The following is a 22,628-nucleotide window of genomic DNA, read 5'->3' as shown; positions in this document are numbered from 1 at the left end:
CCAAAGCGAGGCAGCCGTCCGTGATCCCCACAATGCATTCAACCTCCTCACCGTCTACGGCCATGGGCAGGGGACGGCGCGCATGAGCCTTGTCGCTAAGTTCGCCAGCGTGGGAAGCGCCACCATGGCCAGCCGCATGCTGGGTTTCGTACGTGAGGCGCTGATTGCCGCAGCCCTTGGCGTGGGGCCGGTAACCGACGCCTTTTATGCCGCCTTCCGTTTCCCGAATCTCTTCCGCCGGCTGTTTGCCGAAGGTGCCTTCAACACGGCATTCGTGCCTCTGTTCTCCAAGGAACTGGAAGGCGGCGGGATGGAGGCGGCCCGGCATTTCGGCGAGCATGTGCTGGCTGCGCTTCTGGCTGCGCTTCTGGCTTTGACGGCTGTCGCGATGATCTTCATGCCGTTCCTGGTAAGCACGCTGGTTGCGCCCGGCTTTCTGGACGATCCGGAAAAGTTCGACCTCACGGTCGTCATGACACGGATCATGTTTCCGTATCTTGCCTGCATGTCGCTGGTGGCGATGCTTTCAGGCATCCTGAATTCCATGCGCCGCTTTTTTCTCGCCGCCCTGGTGCCGGTCTTGCTCAACGTGATTCTGTCCGCCGCGCTGGCGCTGTGCCTGCTTCTTGAACTGCCCGCCCGCCTCACGGGGCTTTGGCTCGCATGGGGCGTGTTCATCTCCGGCATCGCGCAGCTTGCGATCCTCATTGCCGCCGTGCGCAAGGCCGGGTTCACGTTGCGGCTGCGCCGCCCGCGCCTGACGCCGGCCGTGCGGCGCGTGCTGGTGCTTATGGCTCCGGCGCTGGTGACCGGCGGCATCATGCAGATCAATTTGCTCATCGGCCAGATCATCGCCTCGGCCCAGGACAAGGCGATCGCGCTTCTGAACTTTGCAGACCGTATCAATCAGCTTCCGCTGGGCGTCATCGGCATCGCCGTGGGCGTCGTGCTTCTGCCGGAGCTTGCGCGTGCGCTGAAGGCCGGCAACCAGCGCGAGGCGCAGCATCTACAGAACCGCTCCCTGGAGTTCGCCCTCGGCCTCACCGTGCCGGCGGCCGTGGGGCTGATGGTCCTTCCGGGCCCCATCGTCGCTCTGCTTTATGAGCGGGGCGCCTTCACCGCGCACGACACGGCCATGACGGCCTCCGCGCTTTCCGCTTTCGCCTCCGGGCTTCCGGCCTATGTGCTGGTGAAGGTGTTCCAGCCAGGATTTTTTGCACGCGAGGACATGAGGACGCCGATGTGGTTCTCGCTGATTTCCGTGATCGTCAATATCGCGATGAGCCTGGTGCTGTTCCGTTGGCTCGGGCACGTGGCGATCGCGCTTGCCACCTCGGTATCGTCCTGGGTCAATGTCCTGCTTCTTGCCGTGACCCTGTGGCGGCGCAATGCCTTCCGCCCGTCCGGCATCACGTTGCGCCGGGTGGCGATGATCTGCCTCGCTAGCGCGGCCATGGGCATTGTTGCCTATGGGCTGGACGTGCTTGTGATCGCGCCGCTCGAAGAGGCAACTGTCGTCCTACGCGCGATCGCAGTGCTGGTCGTGATAGCCGCCGCAGCGGTGGTCTATCTGGCGCTCGCGCTGCTAACGGGCGCGGTGGACCGGCAGGAGCTCGCCACCGCCCTGCGGAGGCGTAGGGCTTGATTGCGCGTGCGGGCTCGTTCATAAGCGCCACGGCCTCGCTTCGCGCGGCGCGCGGCGTAAAGCTTTCAGGGAATGCCCATGAGTGAATTCAGGCAGCTCGTCTTTTCCGGAATACAGCCGACAGGCAATCTGCACCTCGGCAACTATCTCGGCGCCCTCAAGAAGTTCGTCACGCTGCAGGACACCTATGAGTGCATTTACTGTGTCGTCGACCTACATTCCCTGACGGCGACGCTGGTGCATGAGGACCTGGCGGATCAGACCCGTGCCATCGCGGCGGCCTATCTCGCCTGCGGGCTCGATCCCGAAAAAAGCATCATCTTTAACCAGGCACGGGTGCCCCAGCATGCCGAGCTGGCCTGGATATTCAACTGCGTCGCCCGCATCGGCTGGATGAACCGGATGACGCAGTTCAAGGACAAGGCCGGCAAGGATCGCGAAAACGCCTCTCTCGGCCTTCTCGCCTATCCGAGCCTGATGGCCGCCGACATTCTCGTCTATCGCGCGACCCACGTGCCGGTGGGCGAGGACCAGAAGCAGCATCTGGAACTGACCCGCGACATCGCCCAGAAGTTCAACAACGATTTCTCCGCGCGCATAGCCGAGCTCGGATACGGGGTGGAGATGGCCGTCGGCGAGGAGAAGGTGAGCGGGTTCTTCCCCCTTACCGAACCGCTCATCGAGGGGCCGGCGACACGGGTCATGAGCTTGCGCGACGGATCGAAGAAGATGTCGAAATCCGACCCGTCGGATCTTTCGCGCATCAACCTTACCGACGATGCCGACGCCATCGCCCGCAAGATCAGGAAGGCGAAGACGGATCCCGAACCGCTGCCGAGCGACCTTGCAGGCCTTGAGGGAAGGCCTGAGGCGGAGAATCTGATCGGCATCTATGCCGCCCTGGCAGACATTTCGCGCGAACAGGTGATCGCCGAATTCGGCGGGCGCCAGTTCTCCGATTTCAAACCGGCACTTGCCGATCTCGCCGTAGCCACGCTGGAGCCAATCGGCAAGGAGATGCGGCGCATCGCCGCTGATCCCGCCTATGTGGACAAAGTTCTGCGTGACGGCGGGGAGCGCGCGGCCGTGATCGCGGAGGAGACGATGAAAAAAGTCCGCGAAATCGTCGGGCTTCTGGCTGACTGAGTTCCCATATCACATGGAAACGCGCGGCTTGCCGCCCGGCCTTGCCAATGGCAGATTGGCCGGGGCGGCCAGGTGCCGCCCGTGGAGGAAGGGACGTACATGGTCTCGAAACGTCTGAGCCGGGAAGCCGGCCACAAGCGGAAATTCCTCGCCATTGTCGATGAATCGCCGGAATGCGAGCGTGCCGTCGCCTATGCGGCGCGGCGCGCCAAGGCCACCAACGGCGCTGTGATTCTGCTCTATGTCATCGAGCCCGGAGACTTCCAGCACTGGCTGGGCGTGGAGCAGATCATGCGCGAGGAGGCCCTGAAGAGCGCTCACGCCGCGCTCGATGCGCTGGCCTCCAAAGTGCGCGAGACGATCGGGATAGAACCCGAACTCATCGTGCGGGAGGGGCAGAAGATTGAGCAGATTCACGGGCTCATCGAGGAAGACCAGGACATCGCGATTCTGGTGCTTGGCGCCAGCAACGCCAAGGAAGGGCCGGGGCCGCTCGTTTCTTCGGTTGCTGGGAAGGGCGCCGCATTCCCGATTCCGGTCACCGTCATCCCGTACGGCTTGACCGACGAGGAGATCGAAAGCCTGGCTTGAAGGCCGGCTGCTGCCTATATGCGGCTTGAACAGCCATTCCTTTCGGCTTATTTTAGAACCATTCCAAAAAAGGCAGCACGGAGATCCGTCGATGTTCATCCAAACGGAAGCTACACCCAACCCCGCAACGCTCAAGTTCCTGCCGGGCCGGGTTGTGCTTGAAGAGGGTACGGCGGATTTCCGCGATGCGGAATCGGCGCGCGCCGCTTCGCCGCTGGCCGGCCGTCTGTTCGACATACCGGGGGTGATCGGCGTCTTTTTCGGGTATGACTTCATCACCGTCACGAAGGAGGGCGCGGAGTGGCAGCATCTGAAGCCCGCCATCCTCGGTACGATCATGGAGCATTTCATGTCCGGCCAGCCCGTGATGGCGGCCGGCGAAAGCGGGAATGAGGCGCCTGAAGGCGGCGAGTTCTACGACGCGGCCGATGAGGAAATCGTCGCTGTGATCAAGGAGCTGCTGGATACGCGAGTGCGCCCGGCGGTAGCGCAGGACGGCGGGGACATCACCTTCCGCGGATATGAGAACGGTACGGTGTATCTTTACATGCGCGGCGCATGCGCCGGCTGCCCGTCCTCGACCGCCACGCTCAAGCACGGCATCCAGAACCTGCTGCATCACTTCGTGCCGGAGGTTCAGCACGTCGAGCAGGTCGTCTGACAAACGGGCGCTCTGCTCCACTGGCAGGTATCTCCGCTCCATCGGCTGGTAAAAGAAAAACCGGGCCCGCGAGGCCCGGTTTTCGTTCGCGCGCCGGATCGGCGCAGCGTCTGTCACCGAGACGGTTCCTACCGTTTCACGATTACTTTTGCACCGATCTCGGTGCGGTTGTAAAGATCAATGATGTCCTGATTCAGAAGGCGAATGCAGCCGGAGGACACTTCCTTGCCGATGGACCACCATTCCGGCGTGCCGTGCAGCCGGTAGTGTGTGTCCTTGCCGTTCTTGAACAGGTAAAGCGCGCGCGCGCCGAGCGGGTTTGACAGGCCGGGCGGCATGCCTCCCGCCCATTTGGCGAGTTCCGGCTGGCGCTTGATCATCGCTGCCGGCGGTGTCCAGGTGGGCCACTCGCGCTTCATGGCCACGCGGGCTGTGCCCGACCACTGGAAGCCCTCACGCCCGACGCCGATGCCGTAGCGCATGGCCTTACCGTCCTCCATCACCAGATAGAGGAACTTCTCCTTGGTATCGACGATGATGGTGCCGGGCTTTTCGTCCGTTTCGTAAGGAACGATCTGCCGGTGATACTGGCGCGGCACCTGCGAGATCGGGATCTGCGGAAGCTGATATCCGGCGTCGACGACGGCGCCATATTCTGAAGTGAACAGCTTTCCCGTGCCGTCGCTGCTGCAGCCGGCGAGTACTGCAGAGAGCACCAGAGCAGCAGCAACGGAAAGAGCTTTAGATGTCATTGAGAGAGCCCCGATCTATGCAAATAACGGGTAGGTCTTTCCTACCGTTTCTCATTAGAGTGGCGGGTAATCTCTGCCAAGATGGTTAATAATCGGCTTATGAGTTCCGCCCAGGATGGCGGAGCATTATTGCATTTGCGCAACACCGGCGGTCGTGCCATGGGGATCGTCCCTGCTGTCAGGAAACCGCCACTGCCGGCGCCTCAAAGCCTTTTCCGCGGCCGGTTTTGCTGGCAATCTTGGTCCATGCCCATCGTATCACCTTTTCCCGTCAACCCGCTGGCCGACGGTCGTCAATCCGACCGCGCCCTTGTAGTGCGCCGCGGCGTGCAGCGGCTTCTCATGGAAATGGGAGCCGCCGTCTTGCCGGAGCTGCCCCTTGCCAGCGGGCGCCGTGCCGACCTTGTGGCGCTGACACCCAAGGGCGACTTCTGGATCATCGAGATCAAGTCGTCGGTCGAGGATTTCAGGGTGGATCGGAAATGGCCGGAGTACCGGCTGCATTCGGACCGCTTCTTCTTTGCCTCGCATCCGGACGTACCGGAGGAAATTTTTCCGCCGGAGTGCGGCTTCATCCTTTCGGACGGCTACGGCGCGGAAATTCTGCGTGATGCGCCCGAGCACCGGCTGGCTCCCGCCACGCGCAGGGCGCTCATGCTGCGCTTCGCGCGTGCAAGCGCGGCACGGCTGACGGCAGCGGAGCTCGCGGGCGTTCCCATTCCGCTGCTTGACGGCGAGGATCGCTGAGGGCGTTTGCGGCGGCGCAGCAACAGCGTGTTATTTCGCCACTCTCGCGGCCGCCCGCTCCGCCTCCGCCTTTTCCGAAGCCTCTCCCGAGCGCTTCAGTTCCTCCAGCACCGGCATGGAGACGATGTGGTAGCCCGAATCCACGTAATGGATTTCGCCCGTCACACCAGTTGAAAGGTCGGAGAGCAGATATAGCGCCGAGCCGCCGATCTCATCGATGGTGACGGTGCGGCGCAGCGGCGAGTTGCGCTGCTGGTAGGTGAACATGTGCCGCGCGTCGGCGATGCCTGCGCCGGCGAGCGTGCGGACCGGGCCGGCGGATATGGCGTTCACCCGGATGCCGCGCGGGCCGTAATCGTTGGCGAGATACCTAACGCTCGCCTCGAGGGCCGCTTTGGCCACGCCCATCACATTGTAGTTGGGCATGACGCGCACGGAGCCAGCATAGGTGAGCGTAAGAATGCTGCCCCCGTTTTCCATCATGGCGGCAGCCTTGCGGGAGATTTCGGTGAAGGAGTAGCAGGAAATCACCATCGTGCGGATGAAGTTCTCGCGCGTGGTGTTGGCGTAAAGCCCCTTCAGCTCATTCTTGTCGGAAAAGCCGATGGCATGCACGACGAAATCGAGCGTGCCCCATTCGGCCTCCAGCACCTCGAACACCTTGTCGATGGAGACGCTGTCCTCCACGTCGCAGGGCAGAAGCAACTTCGAGCCCACCTGCTCGGCGAGCGGCCTGACGCGGCGGCCAAAGGCCTCGCCCTGATAGGTGAAGGCGAGCTCCGCCCCGTGCTGGGCAAGCTTCTTTGCAATCCCCCACGCGATCGAATGATCGTTCGCGACCCCCATGATGAGACCGCGCTTGCCCTTCATCAAAGCGTCCATTCCAAACCTCTCAGCCTGCGTAACGCTGGAAGACAAGCGTTGCGTTTGTGCCACCGAAGCCGAAGGAATTCGACAGAACGGTGTCTATCTTCGCGTTGTCGATGCGCTTGCGCACGATGGGGACACCCTCGAACTCCGGATCGAGTTCCTCGATATGGGCGCTTTCCCCTATGAAGCCTTCCTTCATCATGAGGAGGGCGTAGATCGACTCTTGCACGCCAGCCGCGCCGAGCGAGTGGCCCGTAAGCGACTTCGTGGATGCGATGTACGGCATGTCATCGCCGAAGACCTCGCGGATGGCCGCGATCTCGCGCGAATCGCCCACTTCCGTCGCCGTGCCATGCGTGTTGATGTAGTCCACCTTCTCCTTCACCGTGGCGAGCGCCTGGCGCATGCATCGCACCGCACCTTCGCCAGAAGGAGCCACCATGTCGTAGCCGTCTGAAGTGGCGCCATAGCCGACCACCTCGCCGTAGATCTTCGCACCGCGCGCCTTGGCGTGCTCCAGTTCCTCGAGCACCACCACGCCGGCGCCGCCGGCGATCACGAAGCCGTCGCGGTTGACGTCATAGGCGCGCGAGGCAGCCGCCGGGCGGTCGTTGAACTTGGAGGACATGGCACCCATGGCGTCGAACAGGTTCGACATGGTCCAGTCAAGATCCTCATGCCCGCCGGCGAAGATGATGTCCTGCTTGCCCCACTGAATCAGCTCGTAGGCATTGCCGATGCAATGAGCCGAGGTGGAGCAGGCCGAGGTGATGGTGTAGTTCACGCCGCGGATCTTGAACCATGTGGCCAGCGTCGCCGAGGCCGTGGAAGACATCGCCTTGGGCACGGCAAAGGGGCCGATGCGTTTTGGCGATCCTTTTTCGCGCGTGATGTCGGCCGCCTCCACGATGGTGCGCGTGGACGGACCGCCCGAGCCCATGATGATGCCCGTGCGCTCGTTGGTGATGTCCTTTTCCTCGAGGCTGGAATCGGCAATCGCCTGTTCCATCGCCACGTGATTCCAGGCCCCGCCTTTGGAAAGAAACCGCATGGCGCGACGGTCGACCAACTCCGTGGGGTCGAGTTTGGGCGCCCCCCAGACCTGACAGCGGAAGCCGCGATCCGCAAAATCCTGCGAGAAGCTGATGCCCGAACGGGCCTCGCGCAGAGAAGCCGTGACTTCTTCGGCATTATCGCCGATGGAGGACACAATACCGAGGCCGGTGACTACGACACGTCTCATCCCATAGCTCTCCTTGAGGCTTTATGGCCCTGCATGCCGCTGACCTACGCGGCAGCTCCCTGCTTGAACAGGCCGACACGCAGGTCGCTGGCACGGTATATGGTCTCCCCATCGGCCTTCAGCCAGCCGTCGCCGATGCCCAGCACGAGGCGCCCGCGCATGACGCGCTTGAGGTCTACCCCGTATTCCACCTTGCGGACAGCAGGCGTGACCATGCCGCTGAACTTCACCTCGCCGGTGGAGATTGCGCGGCCTTTCCCCGGCTCGCCCAGCCAGCCGAGGAAGAAGCCGGTCATCTGCCAAAGGGCATCGAGGCCGAGACAGCCCGGCATGACCGGGTCGCCGATGAAGTGGCAGGCGAAGAACCACAGATCGGGCTTGATATCCAGCTCGGCGCGAATGAAGCCCTTGCCGAACCCACCGCCTTCCGCGCTCACCTCGGTGATGCGGTCGAACATGAGCATGGGCGGGGCGGGAAGTTGTGCGTTGCCCGGCCCGAACAGCTCGCCGCGGGCACAGGCCAGAAGGTCCTCGTAGTCGTAGCTGGATTTCGTCTGCGCCATGAATTCCCATTCTCGCTCACCGCCTCAATTGGCGGTCTGGTGATCATTCGGGACTCTCCCTATCACAGCTTGTTTCAAGGAGGAAACCGCCTGCGTGTACAATCGCCCTATCGGCCCGTCTATTGATCGCTTTTCCGTGTCAGAATATATGTGGGCCCAGGCCGGCGCTTGACGCGCCGTTCCGCGGGATCGAACCGAAAGGGACAGGTAAGGTTTCCTTGGTCACAGCGACAGTCCATTTCGACGAACATGCGCTGGAGAAGCGGGTGCGCGAGGCGGGCTTGCGTCCTACACGCCAGCGTGTCGCGCTGGCCGCACTGCTGTTCGCTGCGGGCGACCGCCACATATCGGCGGAAGAGCTTCACGAGGAGGCGCTTGCGGCCGGAGTCCAGGTGTCGCTGGCCACCGTATACAACACACTGCATCAGTTCACCGAAGCGGGCATGCTGCGCATCCTGCCGATCGAAGGGTCGAAGACATACTTCGACACCAACACCTCGGATCACCACCATTTCTTCCTGGAAGGCGAAAACCGTCTTGTGGACATTCCCGAGGGACCCGTCACCGTCACCAACCTTCCTTCCCCGCCCGACGGCATGGAAATCGCCCATGTGGACATCGTCGTGCGGCTGCGTCCCAAGGCCAACAGGGCGAACTGACGGGCGAAGCCCAAGCCTGAATCCGTGACTGTCTCGCCACAAACGGAGGCGCGATAGCCCGTTAATCGGATGCTTTTGAAGAGATTCCAACCGTCTGCAGGATAAAGCCCGTCTGCAGGATAAAGCCGAGCAGCGCCGGCTTCACCTACTCCGTGATCGTCTCCCCCGGATAGACCCCCCAGATGGCGTCCTGCTCCATCCAGCCGGTATGTCCGGAGAAGGTCATGCGGCACCATTGGCCGTTGCACGTGACCACTTCCCCGATGGCACCCGCCTCCACCAAGGCGATCGTGCGTGCGCCTTCCCGAGGGTCCGCCAGCAGCGGAAAGTTCGTCTCCCTTCCCTGGAACCAGGGTGCTATGACGCCGGTACGGCGGCCCGACAGCAGCGCCTGATGAATCCAGCCTTCCGCGCCATTGGCGTCGCGCACGCGCCGCCAATTGTCATATTCCTGGATGATCTCCATCGGCAGGCCGGGCTTGAGATACATCCATTCAACCTCGTACTGGGTGCCCGGACCCACGCGCATGTTGACGCGGCCCGACTTCAGGCTGACAAAGCGTGGAAGCGGCAGGCCGCTCGGCCCAAGCGTTACGGGCTGGCTCTGGTCCGCCTTTGCCGAAGGAGTAGCCAGACCCGCGGCGAGGCTCACGGCCACTAGAACCGGCGCAAGCCGGCGGAGGATTCGCGCCGCGGAACGGACTTGAGCCTTCATGTGCGAAGATACCCCTGATACCATGAGCGCAGACGGTCTTTTTCTTTGTCTTGGCCGTCCCTGCTTGGTAGACATCGGACCCGAGGCCGCGAAGCAGGACGGCAGCCTTTCAAATGTCGCTCTTCCTGGTTAACGAGGCCTCAATGCGGGGAGGTTGCACGCAAACATGGCTGGCCGGAAGAAGCCGCTCGTCGTCATCACGCGAAAACTGCCGGATCAGGTCGAGACACGCATGCGCGAACTGTTCGACGCGCGGCTCAACGTGGACGACCGGCCGCTTTCCCGGGAGGAGCTTATCGCTGCCGTGCAGGAGGCGGAGGTGCTGGTGCCCACCATCACGGATCGCATCGATGCCGACCTTCTGGCGCAGGCGGGCGAACAGCTGAAGCTGATCGCCAATTACGGCAACGGAGTCGACCACATCGACGTGGTGGCCGCCAATGAGCGCGGTATCACTGTCACCAACACGCCCAACGTGCTTACGGAAGACACGGCCGACATGACGATGGCGCTGATGCTGGCCGTGCCCCGGCGGCTGACGGAGGGCGCGGCGATCCTGCGTGGCAGCGGCAAATGGGCTGGTTGGTCGCCCACCTGGATGCTCGGCAACCGCATCTGGGGCAAGAGGCTCGGAATTGTCGGCATGGGCCGCATCGGAACCGCCGTGGCGCGTCGCGCCAAGGCCTTCGGCATTTCGATCCACTACCACAACCGCCGCCGCGTCGCGCCCATGATCGAGGATGAACTGGAGGCGACCTACTGGGACAGCCTGGATCAGATGCTTGCCCGCATGGACATCATTTCCGTCAACTGCCCTTCGACGCCGGCCACCTTCCACCTGCTGTCTGCGCGGCGGCTGGCGCTGATGCAGCCCACGGCTTATCTCGTCAACACCGCGCGTGGCGATGTGGTGGATGAGGACGCGCTGATCCGCATGATCGAGGAGGGCAGGCTTGCCGGCGCCGGCCTCGACGTGTTCGAGCACGAGCCGGCGGTTAACCGGAGGCTCGTCAAGCTGGCCGAGCGCGGCAAGGTCGTCATCCTGCCGCATATGGGCTCCGCCACCATCGAGGGCCGTATCGACATGGGCGAGAAGGTGATCATCAACATCCGCACCTTCTTCGACGGCCATCGCCCGCCCGACCGCGTGCTGCCGCGCAGGGCGTAAGATTCGGCCGGCTCCTACCGCCCGCTCCGTCAGGGGATTGCGCAGGCGTCTCTTTCATGGAGACGGGCTTCGTTGAGAACGCTACGCTGATTTCAGGGGAGACACGGCATGGAGCAGTTCACGGGCGGCTGCCTTTGCGGGAAGGTTCGGATCGTGGCGACAGGCCGGCCGTACCGGGTGGGCATTTGCCACTGTCTTGACTGCCGGAAGCTTCATGGAGCGCTTTTCCACGCCTCCGCGATCTTCCCCGAGGACGCGGTGACGGTGGACGGTGAAACGCGCGACTATGCCGGGCGGCATTTCTGTCCGCACTGCGGCTCCTCGGTTTTTGGCCGGAGCGGCGACGAGATCGAGGTGAATCTGGGCTCGCTGGATGCGCCGGACCAACTGAGGCCGACCTATGAACTCTGGACCATTCGCCGCGAGTCCTGGCTGCCGCCATTCCCGCTTGCAAGACATTACGAGCGCGACCGGGACACAGCGAGCCGTTTCGAGGATTAGGGCGCGACGGCGGCCTTTTTACGGAAAAGTGATCGCGCGCAAGGTGTTATACGCGGACCGTGGCAATTTGACCTCGCCTGCGCGGATAGACGCCTGAGCGGGCCGGGTTTATGATCCGGCGGCAACCCAGGAAGGCAACATGGATTATCAGCGGTTCTTTTCCGAGGCGATTGACCAGCTTCATGCGGAACGTCGCTATCGTGTCTTCGCCGATCTGGAGAGGATCGTGGGCTCGTTCCCGCGCGCCATCTGGCGCTCCGGCGGGCAGGCGCGCGAGATCACCGTCTGGTGCTCCAATGACTATCTGGGCATGGGCCAGCATCCGGAGGTGATCGCCGCAATGCAGAAGGCCGCGGGGCGCATGGGCTCCGGCGCGGGCGGCACGCGCAACATTTCCGGCACCAACCATCCCCTGGTGGAGCTCGAAGCCGAGCTTGCCGATCTGCATGGTAAGGAGGCGGCGCTCGTCTTCACCTCCGGCTTCATATCCAATGAGGCCTCGATCTCCACCATTGGCCGGCTGCTCCCGAATGCGCTGATTCTCTCCGACGAGCTGAACCACGCCTCGATGATCGAGGGCGTGCGCCGCTCGGGCGCGGAAAAGAAGATCTTCCGCCACAACGACCTCAACCATCTGGAAGACCTGCTGAAAGCAGCCGGGCGCGAGCGCGCGAAGCTGATTGTCTTCGAGTCGGTCTATTCCATGGATGGTGACATCGCGCCCATCGAAGGCATTGCCGATCTTGCCGAGCGCTACAACGCCATGACCTATATCGACGAGGTGCATGCGGTCGGCATGTACGGCGCGCGTGGTGGCGGAATCACCGAGCGCGAGGGGCTTGCCCACCGCATGGATGTGATCGAGGGCACGCTCGCCAAGGCGTTCGGCGTCATCGGCGGCTATATCGCGGGATCAGCCGCGATCATCGATGCCGTGCGCTCCTATGCGCCGGGCTTCATTTTCACCACGGCGCTGCCGCCGGCAATTGCCGCCGCCGCCAGTGCGTCGATCCGTCATTTGAAGGTTTCCAGTGTCGAGCGCGAGCGGCATCAGCGCCAGGCCCAGCGCACGAAAGATGTGCTCAAGGCCGCGGGATTGCCGGTCATGCCGTCCGAAACTCATATCGTGCCGCTCTTGGTCGGGGACCCGGAGCTTTGCAAGCAGGCGAGCGACCGGCTTCTGGAAAAGCACGGCATCTACATCCAGCCGATCAACTATCCGACCGTGCCGCGGGGCACGGAGCGTCTGCGCATCACGCCCACGCCATTCCACACGGACGAGCTGATCGACGTGCTGAAGGATGCGCTGCTGGAGACCTGGGAAGCGCTCGGCATTCCCTATGATGAGACCGCGCAGGCGCCTGCCGCCCGCTCCGAGCGGATCATCCCGCTGGTGGTGGAGAAGTCCGGAGGCTGACCCGGCCGCAGCCTGCTCGTCAGGCGGCTAACCCGTCTTTCTTATCCACACGACGAGCCGCTCGGCCGCTTCCTCGATGTGGTCAGTGCGCCGGTTGAAGCAGAGCCGGAAGAATTGCTCGCCACCTTTTCCGAAGGCCGTTCCGGGTGCCAGGCCCACGCCTGTTTCGTCGACGATCCGTACCGCCATGTCGTGCGAGTTCCCGATGCCGTCGATTGCGAAGAACAGGTAGAAGGCTCCGTCTGGCCTCGTCAGCCGGATGCGACCCGTCTCGCCCAGGATTTTGCCCAGCACATCACGGCCGATCCGGGCGCGTTCCACTTGCTCGGCCACGAAACCGTCGCCATGATCGAGTGCGGCCACTGCGCCGCGCTGCATGAACTCGGCCACGCCCGAGGTCGAGTATTGCACAAGATTCTCGAAGACCTGGCCGAGCGAAGGATGGATTCGCACCCAGCCGATGCGCCAGCCGGTCATCGCCCAGTTCTTCGAGAAGGAATTGACGTAGATAATCCGGTCCTCGTCCGAGGCGATGTCGATGAAGGAAGGTGCACGGGCTCCTGAATAGAAGAACTTCGTGTAGATCTCGTCGGCGATGATCCACAGTCCGCGGCGCCGGGCGAGATCGAGAAGGGCCTTCAGCGTCTCGTGGTCGGCCGTCCAGCCGGTAGGATTTGCCGGGGTGTTGACGAAAAGCGCTCGCGTGCGCGGCGTGATCGCGGCCTCCACGCGGTCAAAATCAAGGCTCCACCCGTTTTCGGAAAAATCGAGCTCCACCGGCACGGGTCTGCCGCCCGGGATCGCGAAGGCCGCCGAAATGTTCGGCCAGGCGGGAGAGCAGTAGACGATCTCCTCTCCCGCGCCCGCCACGGCCTGGAGCGCAAGCTGAATCGCCTGCATTCCGCCGCCTGTGACGATGAATTCCTCGGGGACAAAGGGCCGTCCGAATGTGCGCTCATAATAGCGCGCCAGCGCGGCGCGCAGTTCAGGAATTCCGCCCTGCCAGGTGTAGAAGGTGTGCCCTGCGGCAAGGCTTTCCGCCGCCGCCTCACGGATGAAATCCGGCGTGGGCAGATCGCCTTCCCCGACCCAGAGCGGGATCACCCCGGGACGGCCCCGCGCGTGCTCGGCAACGGCGACTATGCCACTGTGCGGCGCCGAGCGCGCTTCGGCGCGTAAAAATCCTTCCAATCCCGTGGATGGCTTTACAGACAGCACGTCAGCTTTTTGCTACATCGAGACCGGGTGCGGCTATTTTTTGGCCAGAAGATCGCGAATTTCCGTGAGAAGTTGCACATCCTGCGGCGGCGCTTCCGGCTCGGCGGGAACCTCCTGCTGGCGGCGCAGGCTGTTCACCCCCTTTACCATGAGGAAGATGATCCAGGCCAGGATCAGGAAGTTGATCACAACGGTGATGAAGTTTCCATAGGCAAGGACGGCCCCCTGCTCGCGGGCGGCTTGCAGTGTGGTCGCGGTCACCTCCGAGGACAGGGGGATGAAATAATTCGAGAAATCAAAACCGCCGAAAATGGCGCCGACGATCGGCATGATGATGTCGTCGACGAGAGAGCTGACGATCAGACCAAAGGCGCCGCCGATGATGACGCCGACGGCCAAATCCATCACATTCCCTCTTGCGATGAATTCCTTGAATTCGTTCAGCATGGATCCTCCTCACTCTAAGAGCTTCGCTTCCGCCGCAGATTGGCAAAACATAGCAGAACTGCGGGCGATGTTCATCGTTATTTGTCGGCTTACATGCGCACCCTTCGCAAGGCAGGGGATTGCGCGGCCTTGCTCCTTGTGCTTGGCTTTTCTTAGGGAGGAGTGAGGGTCCGCCACGTGCAGGGCTGGGTCATCGCCATCATAGCGATCGGCTACGTCACGCTTTTGTTCGTGATCGCAAGCCACGGCGACCGGCGCGCTGCCATCAGAGGGGAGGCGCGGCCGCGCTCCTTCATCTACGCGCTGAGCCTCGCAATCTACTGCACGTCCTGGACGTTCTTCGGCTCAGTGGGGCTAGCTTCCGAGCGGGCCTTTGAGTTCCTGACGATCTATATCGGCCCGATCCTAGTCTTCCTGTTCGGGCACCGGCTGCTTCAGCGCATCATCAGGCTTGCAAAGAGCGAGAAGATCACCTCCATCGCCGACTTTCTGGCGGCGCGTTACGGCAAGAGCTTCGCCGTGGCGGCCGTGGCCACGCTCACGGCGACCTGCGGCGTCATTCCCTATATCGCACTGCAATTGAAGGCGATTTCCGATTCGGTGAGCCTGATGGTGGAGCATTACGACGGCGCTCTGCCCCGGATCGACCTTTTCGTCGGCGACATATCGCTCATGATCGCCATGCTGCTTGCGCTGTTTGCCGTGCTGTTCGGCACGCGCCATGCCGACGCGACGGAGCACCAGAACGGGCTGGTGCTGGCGGTGGCGGTCGAATCTATCGTGAAGCTTGCGGCGTTCCTAGCCGTCGGGGTGGGGGTCACCTTTGTGCTGTTCGGCGATCCGACGGATCTCGCCCGACGCGTCGCGGCGGAGCCGCAGGTGGTCCGCGCGTTCACCCATCCCACCTCGCTCGCCACGTGGATCGTCATGACGACCCTATCGGCCTGCGCCATCGTCATGTTGCCGCGCCAGTTTTATGTGGGTATCGTCGAAAACAAGGGTCCGGAAGAGCTGAAGACAGCGGTCTGGCTCTTCCCGCTCTATCTGGTTCTCATCAATCTGTTCGTCATCCCGATCGCCTTTGCCGGCCTCAGCATCGTCGGGGAGCGGACCAGTTCCGATCTCTACGTGGTCGCGCTGCCGCTCCTGTCTGGGCACGATTTTCTGGCGCTTGCCGCCTTCATCGGCGGGCTGTCGGCGGCCACTGCCATGGTCATCGTGGCGAGCGTGGCGCTTTCGATCATGATCTCCAACGACCTCGTGATTCCGCTGTTCGTGCGTCGTGTTCTGCTGAAATCGGACAGCCGAGAGAAGGAAGACCTTTCCGCCGTCATCCTGAACATCCGCCGGGCGGCGATCTTCCTGATCCTCTTTGCGGCCTTTCTCTACTACCGGGAGACGACCAACAACACGCGGCTCGCCGCCATCGGCCTCATCTCGTTTGCGGCGATAGCCCAGTTCGCGCCGGCATTTCTGGGCGGGCTCATCTGGCGCGGCGCGAACAGCCGCGGCGCTCTGGCCGGCATGATCGCTGGATTTGCGATCTGGGCCTATACGCTGCTTTTCCCTTCGCTGGCGCCAGCAGGCACCGAGATCATCACTCATGGCCCCTTCGGTATAGAGGCGTTGAAGCCGCAGGCTCTGTTCGGCACAGTGGCTGAGCCGCTGAACCACGGCGTTCTGTGGAGTCTGAGCATCAACACGCTGTTTTTCGTGTTTGGGTCGCTGTCGCGCGCAGCCACCCCCCTTGAGCGCATCCAGGCCTCCATCTTCGTGCCACGCGAGACGGCGCCGATGCCCAGCCTGCGCCGTTTCCGCACGGCGGTCACAGTGAACGATCTCAAGGACACGATTTCCCGCTATCTCGGCGTGGAGCGTACGGAGCGTTCGTTCCTCACCTTCGAGGCCAGCCTGAATGTGCCGCTCAACGGCAACGAGCCGGCGAGCATGGCGGTCATCCGCTTCTCCGAACAGCTTCTTACGAGCGCGGTCGGCTCGTCGTCGGCCCGCCTCATCCTCTCCCTGCTTCTCCAGCGCAACGGCGGCTCTCCGCGCGATGCCATGAAGCTGCTGGACGATGCCTCGATCGCGCTGCAGCACAATCGCGACATGCTCCAGACCGCCCTCGACCAGATGGAGGAGGGTATCACCGTCTTCGACAAGGACTTCCGCCTGACCTGCTGGAACCGGCAGTTCCGCACGCTCTTCGACCTGCCGGACACGCTAGGGCAGGTGGGTGTGTCGCTCGGCCAGATCGTGGGTCATCTGATTGCCCGCAACGAGCTGGACCGCGAAGCCGAGAAGTCGGTGCCGGAGCGGCTAATGTCCTTCGGTTCCCCTTGGGAGATGCGGCTGAAGTCGAGCGGCCGCATCATGGAAATCCGCTCCAATCTGATGCCCGGTGGCGGTATCGTCGCCACCTATACCGACATCACCGCCCGCGTGGAGGCTGACGAGGCCCTGAAACGGGCCAACGAGACGCTGGAGCAGCGCGTGGCCGATCGCACGGCCGAGCTTCTGCGCGTGAATGAGGAGCTGGCGCAGGCGCAGATGCTGGCGGAGGAAGCAAACCTCTCGAAGACACGGTTTCTGGCGGGCGCGGGACACGATATTCTGCAGCCGCTCAACGCCGCCCGCCTTTATTGCGGCCCGCTGAAGGAGGCGGTGAAGCGCCCGGACCTCGTTGCTCTGATCGAGAATATCGAGTCGTCACTCGACTCGGTGGAGACCATCCTCGGCGCGGTGCTCGATATCTCCCGGCTCGATACGGGGGCTCTGAAGCCGACGGAGACCGTCTTCTGCCTGGAAGATCTCTTGCGCCAGGTGGGCACGGACTTCCAACCTCTGGCGGCGGAGAAGGGCCTGAAGCTCACCATCGTCCCTTCGTCTGTAAGAATCCGCACCGACCGCAACCTGTTCCGCCGTCTGGTGCAGAACCTTCTCTCCAACGCGATCAAATATACGCGCAAGGGCCGCGTGCTCGTCGGCGTGCGGCGCCGCGGACCGCTGGTCGAGCTGCAGGTGCTGGATACGGGCATCGGCATCGCAGGCGACCAGCTCAACATGGTCTTCCGGGAGTTCACGCGCCTCAGTGAGGGCATGCGCGAGGCGCAGGGGCTCGGCCTTGGCCTTTCCATCGTGGACCGCATCGCGCGCGTGCTCAGGCTGGAGATCAGGCTTTCCTCCGAGGTCGGCAAGGGCACGCGCTTCTCCGTTCTGGTGCCCGTCAGCAGCGAGCCCGTGGAGGTGCCATCCGAACGCCCGGCGCTGTCCGTGGCTCCTGAGGCGGTGACTGCCGGTCTCAACGTGCTCGTCATCGACAATGACGTGCAAATCCTGAAGGGCATGCGGCTTCTGCTGGAAGGCTGGGGCTGCCGGGTGAATGCCATTTCAGGCCTCCCTCCGCTTGAGATGGGGGAGAGGCTCGGCGCGCCGCCGGATATCATCTTGGCCGACTATCATCTGGACGGCGAGAACGGGCTTTCCGTGGTGCGCCGATTGCGCCAGGCTTGGAAAGCGGAAATCCCCGCCGTGCTGATTACGGCCGACCGCAGCAGCGACGTGCGGATGGCCGCCGATGCCATGGATATCCCCGTCCTCAACAAGCCAGTGAAACCCGCTGCGCTGCGGGTGCTCCTTGCGCGGCACCGCCGGATGCTGGCGGCAGAGTGAACAGGCGCTTCAACCCGCCTGCGCGGAAGGGGGTACTTCCTGTCCTCCTTCCGAAAGCGGGGTGGCTCCGATCTTCGAAAGCAGGATCACGGCCTGTGTGCGGCTGTCAACGCCGAGCTTCTGCAGCACGGCGGAGACATGCGCCTTGATCGTCGCTTCCGAGACGTTCAGCTCATAGGCGATCTGCTTGTTCAGAAGCCCCTGGCCAAGCATGGTCAGCACGCGCGCCTGCTGCGGCGTAAGCGTATGGATGCGGTTGATGAGATCGGCGATTTCCGGATCGCCTTCCTCGCCAAGTTCTATTTCCGCAGGTGTGAAGATGCCGCCATCGAGCACCGCACGGATCGCCTTGCGCAGTTCCTCCATACGGGTCGATTTGGGAATGAAGCCCGAGGCGCCCAGGTCGAGCGCGCGGCGGATCGTCTGCGGGTCGTCATAGGCGGAAACGATGACGATGGGTACGGAAGGCGAAAGGCCGCGCAGCGCCACCAGACCGGAAAGGCCGCTGGTGCCGGGCATGGCGAGGTCGAGCAGCACGAGGTCGATGTCCTCGTCGCCGGCAATCAGCGCCTTAGCGCTGTCGAAATCCTCCGCTTCCAGAATGGAGCAGTCGTCACCGAGCCCGCCAAGCGCCTGCTGCAGCGCACCGCGGAACAGCGGATGATCATCGGCGACCACGAAACGGTAGCCCAAGAAAGTCCTCCCCCGGTTTCCCGCTCACTTGATCGTGTATTTCTAGAGCGGGACATAACAGCGATTATGCGGGGAACGGCCCACTTTGCAAGGCGCCCGCAAAATGCAGTCACCTGCGGGAACAAAAGCCCGGCGCCCTTATTCCGCCGAAAAGGGGGGCAGAGGTGCAAGGCCATGGAGAAGATACGCAATACAGCCTATGTCTGCATCGGCCGCGCGGTCATGTTCGGCGCGCTGGCGATTATGCTCGTTATGCTGAGCCTTTCCTTTGACCCCGCGCTCGCCCTGTTTGCCGGCGCGCTGCTGACGCTGATCATGGCCCAGGTATTGATTTTGAAGGCCTTCTTCGTTCCCTGGCAGAACCCGAAGCACACCGAGGTCTGGACGTGTCTAGATGCCCCATCCCAGCCCGCCGATACGCGAAGTCTGGCGATTTTCATCACGATTCTGCGGGACGTGTACAGCACGTTTGCGCGAAACAGCTTCACGGTCGCCTGCTGCTTCTTCGCGATGTCGCTTGCGCTGAGGGCCGTGAGGCTGGTGTCCTGATTCAGGTGCGCTCGGCGGGTGTGCTGCCTCCTTCGGGAGCGGGTTCCTGCGGCTGCTCTTCCTCTTCCAGCCCGCGCACGATGTCGATGAAACGACGGAAGAAGCGCTCCATCAAAGTGAGCGACTGCTCGAACTCCTCCTGCAGAGGAACGGAGCTCTCTACCTGCTTCTCAAGAGCTTCCACCCGCTCCTCCAGTGCGGCGATACGCTCACGCAAGGCGTCGGTCTCAGCGGGGGCGGGATCATCGCTCTCGGAGGCGGGGCGGCAGACAAGCTCGCCCTCGCGTTCCTGGCAGAGCGTCATCGCGCCCGTGCGCGTATCCATGCGCACATAGCCGTCTTCCGTGCGCTCCAGCCGGTATCGCTCTTCCTCCTGGGCCAAGGCTCCGACCGCCAAGGGAAGGAGGGCGAGGCCCAGAATGGCTGCGCGTGCTTTCAGCATCGGTTTTCCTCCAGTCGGATGACTTTACCGTAACGAACGATTGCGCCGCAATTTGGGTGCATAAGCTTCCGCCCGAGCCTTGGTGCCACTTCCACTCTCCGACCGTTCGGCCTATAGCGCGGTCATGCCGGATTTGATCTACAAGATTTGCGCTTCCACGCTCTGGCGGCAGGCCGAGCGGGAAGGAGCGTTCCTGGGCGCGCCGGTGGACCTCACCGACGGGTTCATCCACTTCTCGACCGCCGAGCAGGTGGAGGAGACCGCCAGAAAGCACTTTTCCGGCCAAGATGACCTCCTTCTCATAGCGGTGGAGGCGGAAAAGCTCGGAGCAGCGCTCAAATACGAGGTCTCGCGCGGCGGGCAGCTTTTCCCTCACCTTTACGGTCCCCTTTCCCTTTCCGCGGTGCGTTGGGTGAAGCCCCTGCCGCTGGGAGACGATGGCCACCATCTTTTTCCGGCTCTGGACGCATGATGAACCTGATCGACCTTGCGGCGCGGCCGCTTCTGTTCGCGCTCGATCCGGAGAGAGCGCACGCCCTTTCCATTGCCGCGCTCAAGTCGGGCATCCCCGTCTGCGCTCCGACATCGCCAAGTCCGAGACTTGAGCGCACGATAGCGGGCCTTCGTTTTCCCAACCCGGTCGGTATGGCCGCGGGCTATGACAAGAATGCGGAAGTACCGGATGCGCTTCTGCGCCTCGGCTTCGGCTTTGCCGAATGCGGAACGGTCACGCCGCGCCCGCAGCAGGGCAACCCTAAGCCCCGCCTATTCCGGCTTGCCGAGCAGCGCGCCGTGATCAATCGTCTCGGCTTCAACAATGAGGGGCACGAGGCGGTGCTAAGGCGGCTTTCCCGGCGCGGAGGGCGCGGAATCGTAGGCGTCAATATCGGCGCCAACTGGGACAGTGCCGACCGCATCGCCGACTACGAAGTGGGTGTGCACACCTTCGCTGCCGTGGCGTCCTACCTCACGGTCAATATTTCCTCGCCCAATACGGCTGGCCTCAGGGCGCTGCAGGCGCGGGAGAACCTTGCGGAGTTGCTTGTTCGCGTGCTCGGCGCATGTGACAGGAAGGCGGCCGAGATTGGCCGCAAGATCCCGGTTTTCCTCAAGATCGCGCCGGACCTTTCGGAAGCTGAGTTGGCGGACATCGCGGAGGTGGCGCTGGAAAAGCGGCTCGACGGGCTCATTGTCTCCAACACGACGATTGCGCGCCCCGGCGTCACCGGGTCGGCCGCGCGGGAGGAAGGCGGGCTTTCAGGCGCGCCGCTCTTCGAGCGTTCGACGATCGTCCTTGCCAAGATGCGCAGGCTCGTCGGCCCCGCCTTGCCCATTATCGGCGTGGGCGGCGTTCACTCCACCGAAACGGCGTTGGAAAAGATGCGCGCGGGAGCTGATCTTGTGCAGCTCTATACGGGCTTGATCTATGAGGGCCCGGGGCTTGCCGGCCGCATCGTTCGCGGCCTTGACGCCTATGCCGAGCGGCAGGGCCTGAAATCCATCGCGGAAATCCGCGACGCTCATCTTAACCGCTGGGCGGACCGCCCGCTCGTCTGAGTCAGGCGAAGGTCTGGCGCGCCCTCCTGGGTAGAATGGCCGCCAGGCTCACACCGCGCGTGATCAGGAAGATGTGTAGGGCCGCCCACAGGCCATGATTGCCGAAGCGTGCGCCCACGACCATGAGCCAGAACACGAAGATGGCGAGCGAAAGCAGCATCATGTTGCGCATGTCGCGGGACCAGGTCGCCCCGATGAAGACGCCGTCCATCTGGAAGGCGAGAACGCCGCTTACAGCGGTAAGCGCCGCCCAGGGCAGGTAAAGTGTTGCCGCCTCGCGCACTTCCGGTGCCGTCGTGATCAGCCGGATGAAGCTGTCGCCGCCCAGCAGAAAGACTGCGGCACACACACCGGAAAGTGCGAAGCCCCACAGGCAGGTGAGTCGGATCGCCCTTTGAAAGGCGGGGGCGTAGCGCGCGCCCACCGCGCGGCCGGCAAGCTGTTCGGCAGCGGTGGCGAAGCCGTCGAGAAAATAACCGGAAACGAGAAAGAAGTTCATCAGCACCGCATTGGCGGCGAGCGTCACCGTGCCAAGCTGCGCGCCCTGGCGCGTGAAGAGCGCGAAGGCGGCTAGCAGCGAGAAGGAGCGGATCATGATGTCGCCATTGAGCGCCAGCATGCGCAGCAGGGCCTTCGTGTCGAGGAGGCGCGCCCGGGTGAGGCGCGGCATGCCTGCGGATCGCCTCACAATGATGGCAAGGCCTGCAAGAGCCGCCAGCGCCTCGCCGCCCACCGTGCCCCAGGCCACACCCTCAAGCCCCCAGCCGAGCTTGAGGCCGAGCAGGATGGAAAGCGCGATGTTTGTTCCGTTGAGCAGCAACTGGATCGCAAGCCCGAGGTTTCCCTCGCCGCGACCCAGCACATATCCGAGGATGGAGAAATTGATGAGCGTGAGCGGCGCGGCCAGCATGCGGATGCCGATATAGCGGCGCATGGCTTCCGCCACCTCCGGCTCCGGGCTAATGAACCAGACACCGGCCGCTATGACGGCGGGCGTGAGGAGGGCAAGCACGATCCCGATGCCTGCGGAGGCTATGAGCGACCGCATGAGGATCGCGCGCTCTTCCACGCTGTCGCCCCGGCCGAACGCCTGGGCGACCAGCCCGGTCGTGCTCGACCGAAGCGCGTTGAAGGTGTTGAAAACCACGTCGAAAACGATGGCCCCTGCCGCGAGTCCGCCCAGAAGCGCAGCATCCCCGAGCTGGCCGACGACCGCCGTATCCACAATCCCGATGAGCGGCGTCGTGAGATAGGCGAGCATCATCGGCACCGCCACCGACAAAACGAGCCGGTGGGTGACGTCGAATGGCAGTACGCCACGGTCTTGGGTGGCCAGCTTGTCCAAGGGAAGCCTGCGTTTAGAGCGTCTAAC

Annotated in this window: 23 protein-coding genes; 13 read left to right on the top strand and 10 right to left on the bottom strand. The window is 63.2% G+C overall.

The features are described from left to right. Positions 1–82 precede the first annotated feature (82 nt). The 4 genes from murJ to NYR54_RS06645 all read left to right on the top strand — a co-directional run bounded on the left by murJ (position 83) and on the right by NYR54_RS06645 (position 4,043). Positions 83–1,645 carry a murein biosynthesis integral membrane protein MurJ gene (murJ, locus tag NYR54_RS06660; RefSeq protein WP_261514827.1) on the top strand — a complete coding sequence of 521 codons (1,563 nt, stop codon included), beginning with the start codon at positions 83–85 and terminating at the stop codon, positions 1,643–1,645. Between the two features lie 78 nt (positions 1,646–1,723). After that, positions 1,724–2,791 carry a tryptophan--tRNA ligase gene (gene trpS, locus NYR54_RS06655; RefSeq protein ID WP_261514826.1) on the top strand — a complete coding sequence of 356 codons (1,068 nt, stop codon included), beginning with the start codon at positions 1,724–1,726 and terminating at the stop codon, positions 2,789–2,791. A gap of 99 nt (positions 2,792–2,890) precedes the next feature. Further along, complete coding sequence (locus NYR54_RS06650) at positions 2,891–3,382, top strand: universal stress protein (protein WP_261514825.1); 492 nt, start codon at positions 2,891–2,893, stop codon at positions 3,380–3,382. Between the two features lie 91 nt (positions 3,383–3,473). Further along, a complete protein-coding gene (locus NYR54_RS06645) occupies positions 3,474–4,043 on the top strand; it encodes a NifU family protein (RefSeq protein WP_261514824.1) in 570 nt (189 codons plus the stop codon). Positions 4,044–4,171: 128 nt separating this feature from the next. On the opposite strand, the gene NYR54_RS06640 is transcribed toward NYR54_RS06645, so the two are convergent. Next, the gene (locus tag NYR54_RS06640) at positions 4,172–4,795 is read right to left on the bottom strand and encodes a L,D-transpeptidase (RefSeq protein ID WP_261514823.1); all 624 of its coding nucleotides are present in this window, start codon (positions 4,793–4,795) and stop codon (positions 4,172–4,174) included. Positions 4,796–5,041: 246 nt separating this feature from the next. Between NYR54_RS06640 and NYR54_RS06635 the strand changes: the two genes are divergently transcribed. Continuing rightward, positions 5,042–5,542 (top strand): MmcB family DNA repair protein, encoded by a 501-nt coding sequence (locus NYR54_RS06635; RefSeq protein WP_261514822.1) that lies wholly within the window; start codon positions 5,042–5,044, stop codon positions 5,540–5,542. A 30-nt stretch (positions 5,543–5,572) separates the two neighbouring features. Here the strand turns inward: NYR54_RS06635 and fabI are convergent, their stop codons facing one another. Genes fabI through fabA form a run of 3 tightly spaced genes read right to left on the bottom strand, consistent with a single transcriptional unit; the run spans position 5,573 to position 8,218 of the window. Further along, entirely contained in the window at positions 5,573–6,424 is an 852-nt protein-coding gene (gene fabI / locus NYR54_RS06630) for an enoyl-ACP reductase FabI (RefSeq protein ID WP_261514821.1), read from the bottom strand. Positions 6,425–6,434: 10 nt separating this feature from the next. Next, positions 6,435–7,655 carry a beta-ketoacyl-ACP synthase I gene (gene fabB / locus NYR54_RS06625; RefSeq protein ID WP_261514820.1) on the bottom strand — a complete coding sequence of 407 codons (1,221 nt, stop codon included), beginning with the start codon at positions 7,653–7,655 and terminating at the stop codon, positions 6,435–6,437. A 44-nt stretch (positions 7,656–7,699) separates the two neighbouring features. Further along, complete coding sequence (gene fabA / locus NYR54_RS06620; protein WP_261514819.1) at positions 7,700–8,218, bottom strand: 3-hydroxyacyl-[acyl-carrier-protein] dehydratase FabA; 519 nt, start codon at positions 8,216–8,218, stop codon at positions 7,700–7,702. A 218-nt stretch (positions 8,219–8,436) separates the two neighbouring features. On the opposite strand from fabA, the gene irrA reads away from it, so the two are divergent. Next, positions 8,437–8,877, top strand: a complete 441-nt coding sequence (gene irrA, locus NYR54_RS06615; RefSeq protein WP_279327430.1) for an iron response transcriptional regulator IrrA — start codon at positions 8,437–8,439, stop codon at positions 8,875–8,877. 145 nt (positions 8,878–9,022) lie between these two features. On the opposite strand, the gene NYR54_RS06610 is transcribed toward irrA, so the two are convergent. After that, positions 9,023–9,592 (bottom strand): SH3 domain-containing protein, encoded by a 570-nt coding sequence (locus NYR54_RS06610; protein WP_261514818.1) that lies wholly within the window; start codon positions 9,590–9,592, stop codon positions 9,023–9,025. Positions 9,593–9,758: 166 nt separating this feature from the next. On the opposite strand from NYR54_RS06610, the gene NYR54_RS06605 reads away from it, so the two are divergent. From NYR54_RS06605 to hemA, 3 genes are all read left to right on the top strand, one after another. After that, positions 9,759–10,760, top strand: coding sequence for a 2-hydroxyacid dehydrogenase (locus NYR54_RS06605; protein WP_261514817.1), 1,002 nt, complete (start codon positions 9,759–9,761; stop codon positions 10,758–10,760). Between the two features lie 108 nt (positions 10,761–10,868). Then, positions 10,869–11,261: a GFA family protein gene (locus NYR54_RS06600; protein WP_261514816.1), complete on the top strand. Its 393-nt coding sequence runs from the start codon at positions 10,869–10,871 to the stop codon at positions 11,259–11,261. 139 nt (positions 11,262–11,400) lie between these two features. Continuing rightward, positions 11,401–12,678, top strand: a complete 1,278-nt coding sequence (hemA, locus tag NYR54_RS06595) for a 5-aminolevulinate synthase (RefSeq protein WP_261514815.1) — start codon at positions 11,401–11,403, stop codon at positions 12,676–12,678. Between the two features lie 27 nt (positions 12,679–12,705). Here hemA and NYR54_RS06590 read toward each other — a convergent pair whose 3' ends face one another. Together NYR54_RS06590 and mscL are read right to left on the bottom strand one after the other, a co-directional pair. Then, on the bottom strand, positions 12,706–13,896 hold the full coding sequence (locus NYR54_RS06590) for a pyridoxal phosphate-dependent aminotransferase (protein ID WP_261514814.1): 1,191 nt from the start codon (positions 13,894–13,896) through the stop codon (positions 12,706–12,708). A 33-nt stretch (positions 13,897–13,929) separates the two neighbouring features. Further along, positions 13,930–14,343, bottom strand: a complete 414-nt coding sequence (mscL, locus tag NYR54_RS06585; RefSeq protein ID WP_261514813.1) for a large conductance mechanosensitive channel protein MscL — start codon at positions 14,341–14,343, stop codon at positions 13,930–13,932. Positions 14,344–14,520: 177 nt separating this feature from the next. Here mscL and NYR54_RS06580 point away from each other — a divergent pair, with 177 nt between their 5' ends. Then, positions 14,521–18,015, top strand: coding sequence for a hybrid sensor histidine kinase/response regulator (locus NYR54_RS06580; protein WP_261514969.1), 3,495 nt, complete (start codon positions 14,521–14,523; stop codon positions 18,013–18,015). Positions 18,016–18,024: 9 nt separating this feature from the next. Here NYR54_RS06580 and NYR54_RS06575 read toward each other — a convergent pair whose 3' ends face one another. Then, positions 18,025–18,708 carry a response regulator transcription factor gene (locus tag NYR54_RS06575; protein WP_261514812.1) on the bottom strand — a complete coding sequence of 228 codons (684 nt, stop codon included), beginning with the start codon at positions 18,706–18,708 and terminating at the stop codon, positions 18,025–18,027. A gap of 174 nt (positions 18,709–18,882) precedes the next feature. On the opposite strand from NYR54_RS06575, the gene NYR54_RS06570 reads away from it, so the two are divergent. After that, a complete protein-coding gene (locus NYR54_RS06570; protein ID WP_261514811.1) occupies positions 18,883–19,257 on the top strand; it encodes a hypothetical protein in 375 nt (124 codons plus the stop codon). Position 19,258: 1 nt separating this feature from the next. Here NYR54_RS06570 and NYR54_RS06565 read toward each other — a convergent pair whose 3' ends face one another. Continuing rightward, positions 19,259–19,699: a hypothetical protein gene (locus tag NYR54_RS06565; RefSeq protein WP_261514810.1), complete on the bottom strand. Its 441-nt coding sequence runs from the start codon at positions 19,697–19,699 to the stop codon at positions 19,259–19,261. Between the two features lie 124 nt (positions 19,700–19,823). On the opposite strand from NYR54_RS06565, the gene NYR54_RS06560 reads away from it, so the two are divergent. Together NYR54_RS06560 and NYR54_RS06555 are read left to right on the top strand one after the other, a co-directional pair. Then, positions 19,824–20,171, top strand: a complete 348-nt coding sequence (locus NYR54_RS06560; protein ID WP_261514968.1) for a DUF952 domain-containing protein — start codon at positions 19,824–19,826, stop codon at positions 20,169–20,171. Beyond that, positions 20,171–21,256: a quinone-dependent dihydroorotate dehydrogenase gene (locus tag NYR54_RS06555; RefSeq protein WP_261514809.1), complete on the top strand. Its 1,086-nt coding sequence runs from the start codon at positions 20,171–20,173 to the stop codon at positions 21,254–21,256. Before NYR54_RS06560 ends, NYR54_RS06555 begins: the two co-directional genes overlap by 1 nt. A 1-nt stretch (position 21,257) precedes the next feature. On the opposite strand, the gene NYR54_RS06550 is transcribed toward NYR54_RS06555, so the two are convergent. Next, the gene (locus NYR54_RS06550; protein WP_423738576.1) at positions 21,258–22,601 is read right to left on the bottom strand and encodes an MATE family efflux transporter; all 1,344 of its coding nucleotides are present in this window, start codon (positions 22,599–22,601) and stop codon (positions 21,258–21,260) included. Between the last annotated feature and the right edge of the window lie 27 nt (positions 22,602–22,628).

Origin of the sequence: Chelativorans petroleitrophicus, assembly GCF_025398195.1 — a bacterium.
Lineage (GTDB): Bacteria > Pseudomonadota > Alphaproteobacteria > Rhizobiales > Rhizobiaceae > Chelativorans > Chelativorans petroleitrophicus.
This window is presented reverse-complemented; position numbering and strand designations above follow the sequence as displayed.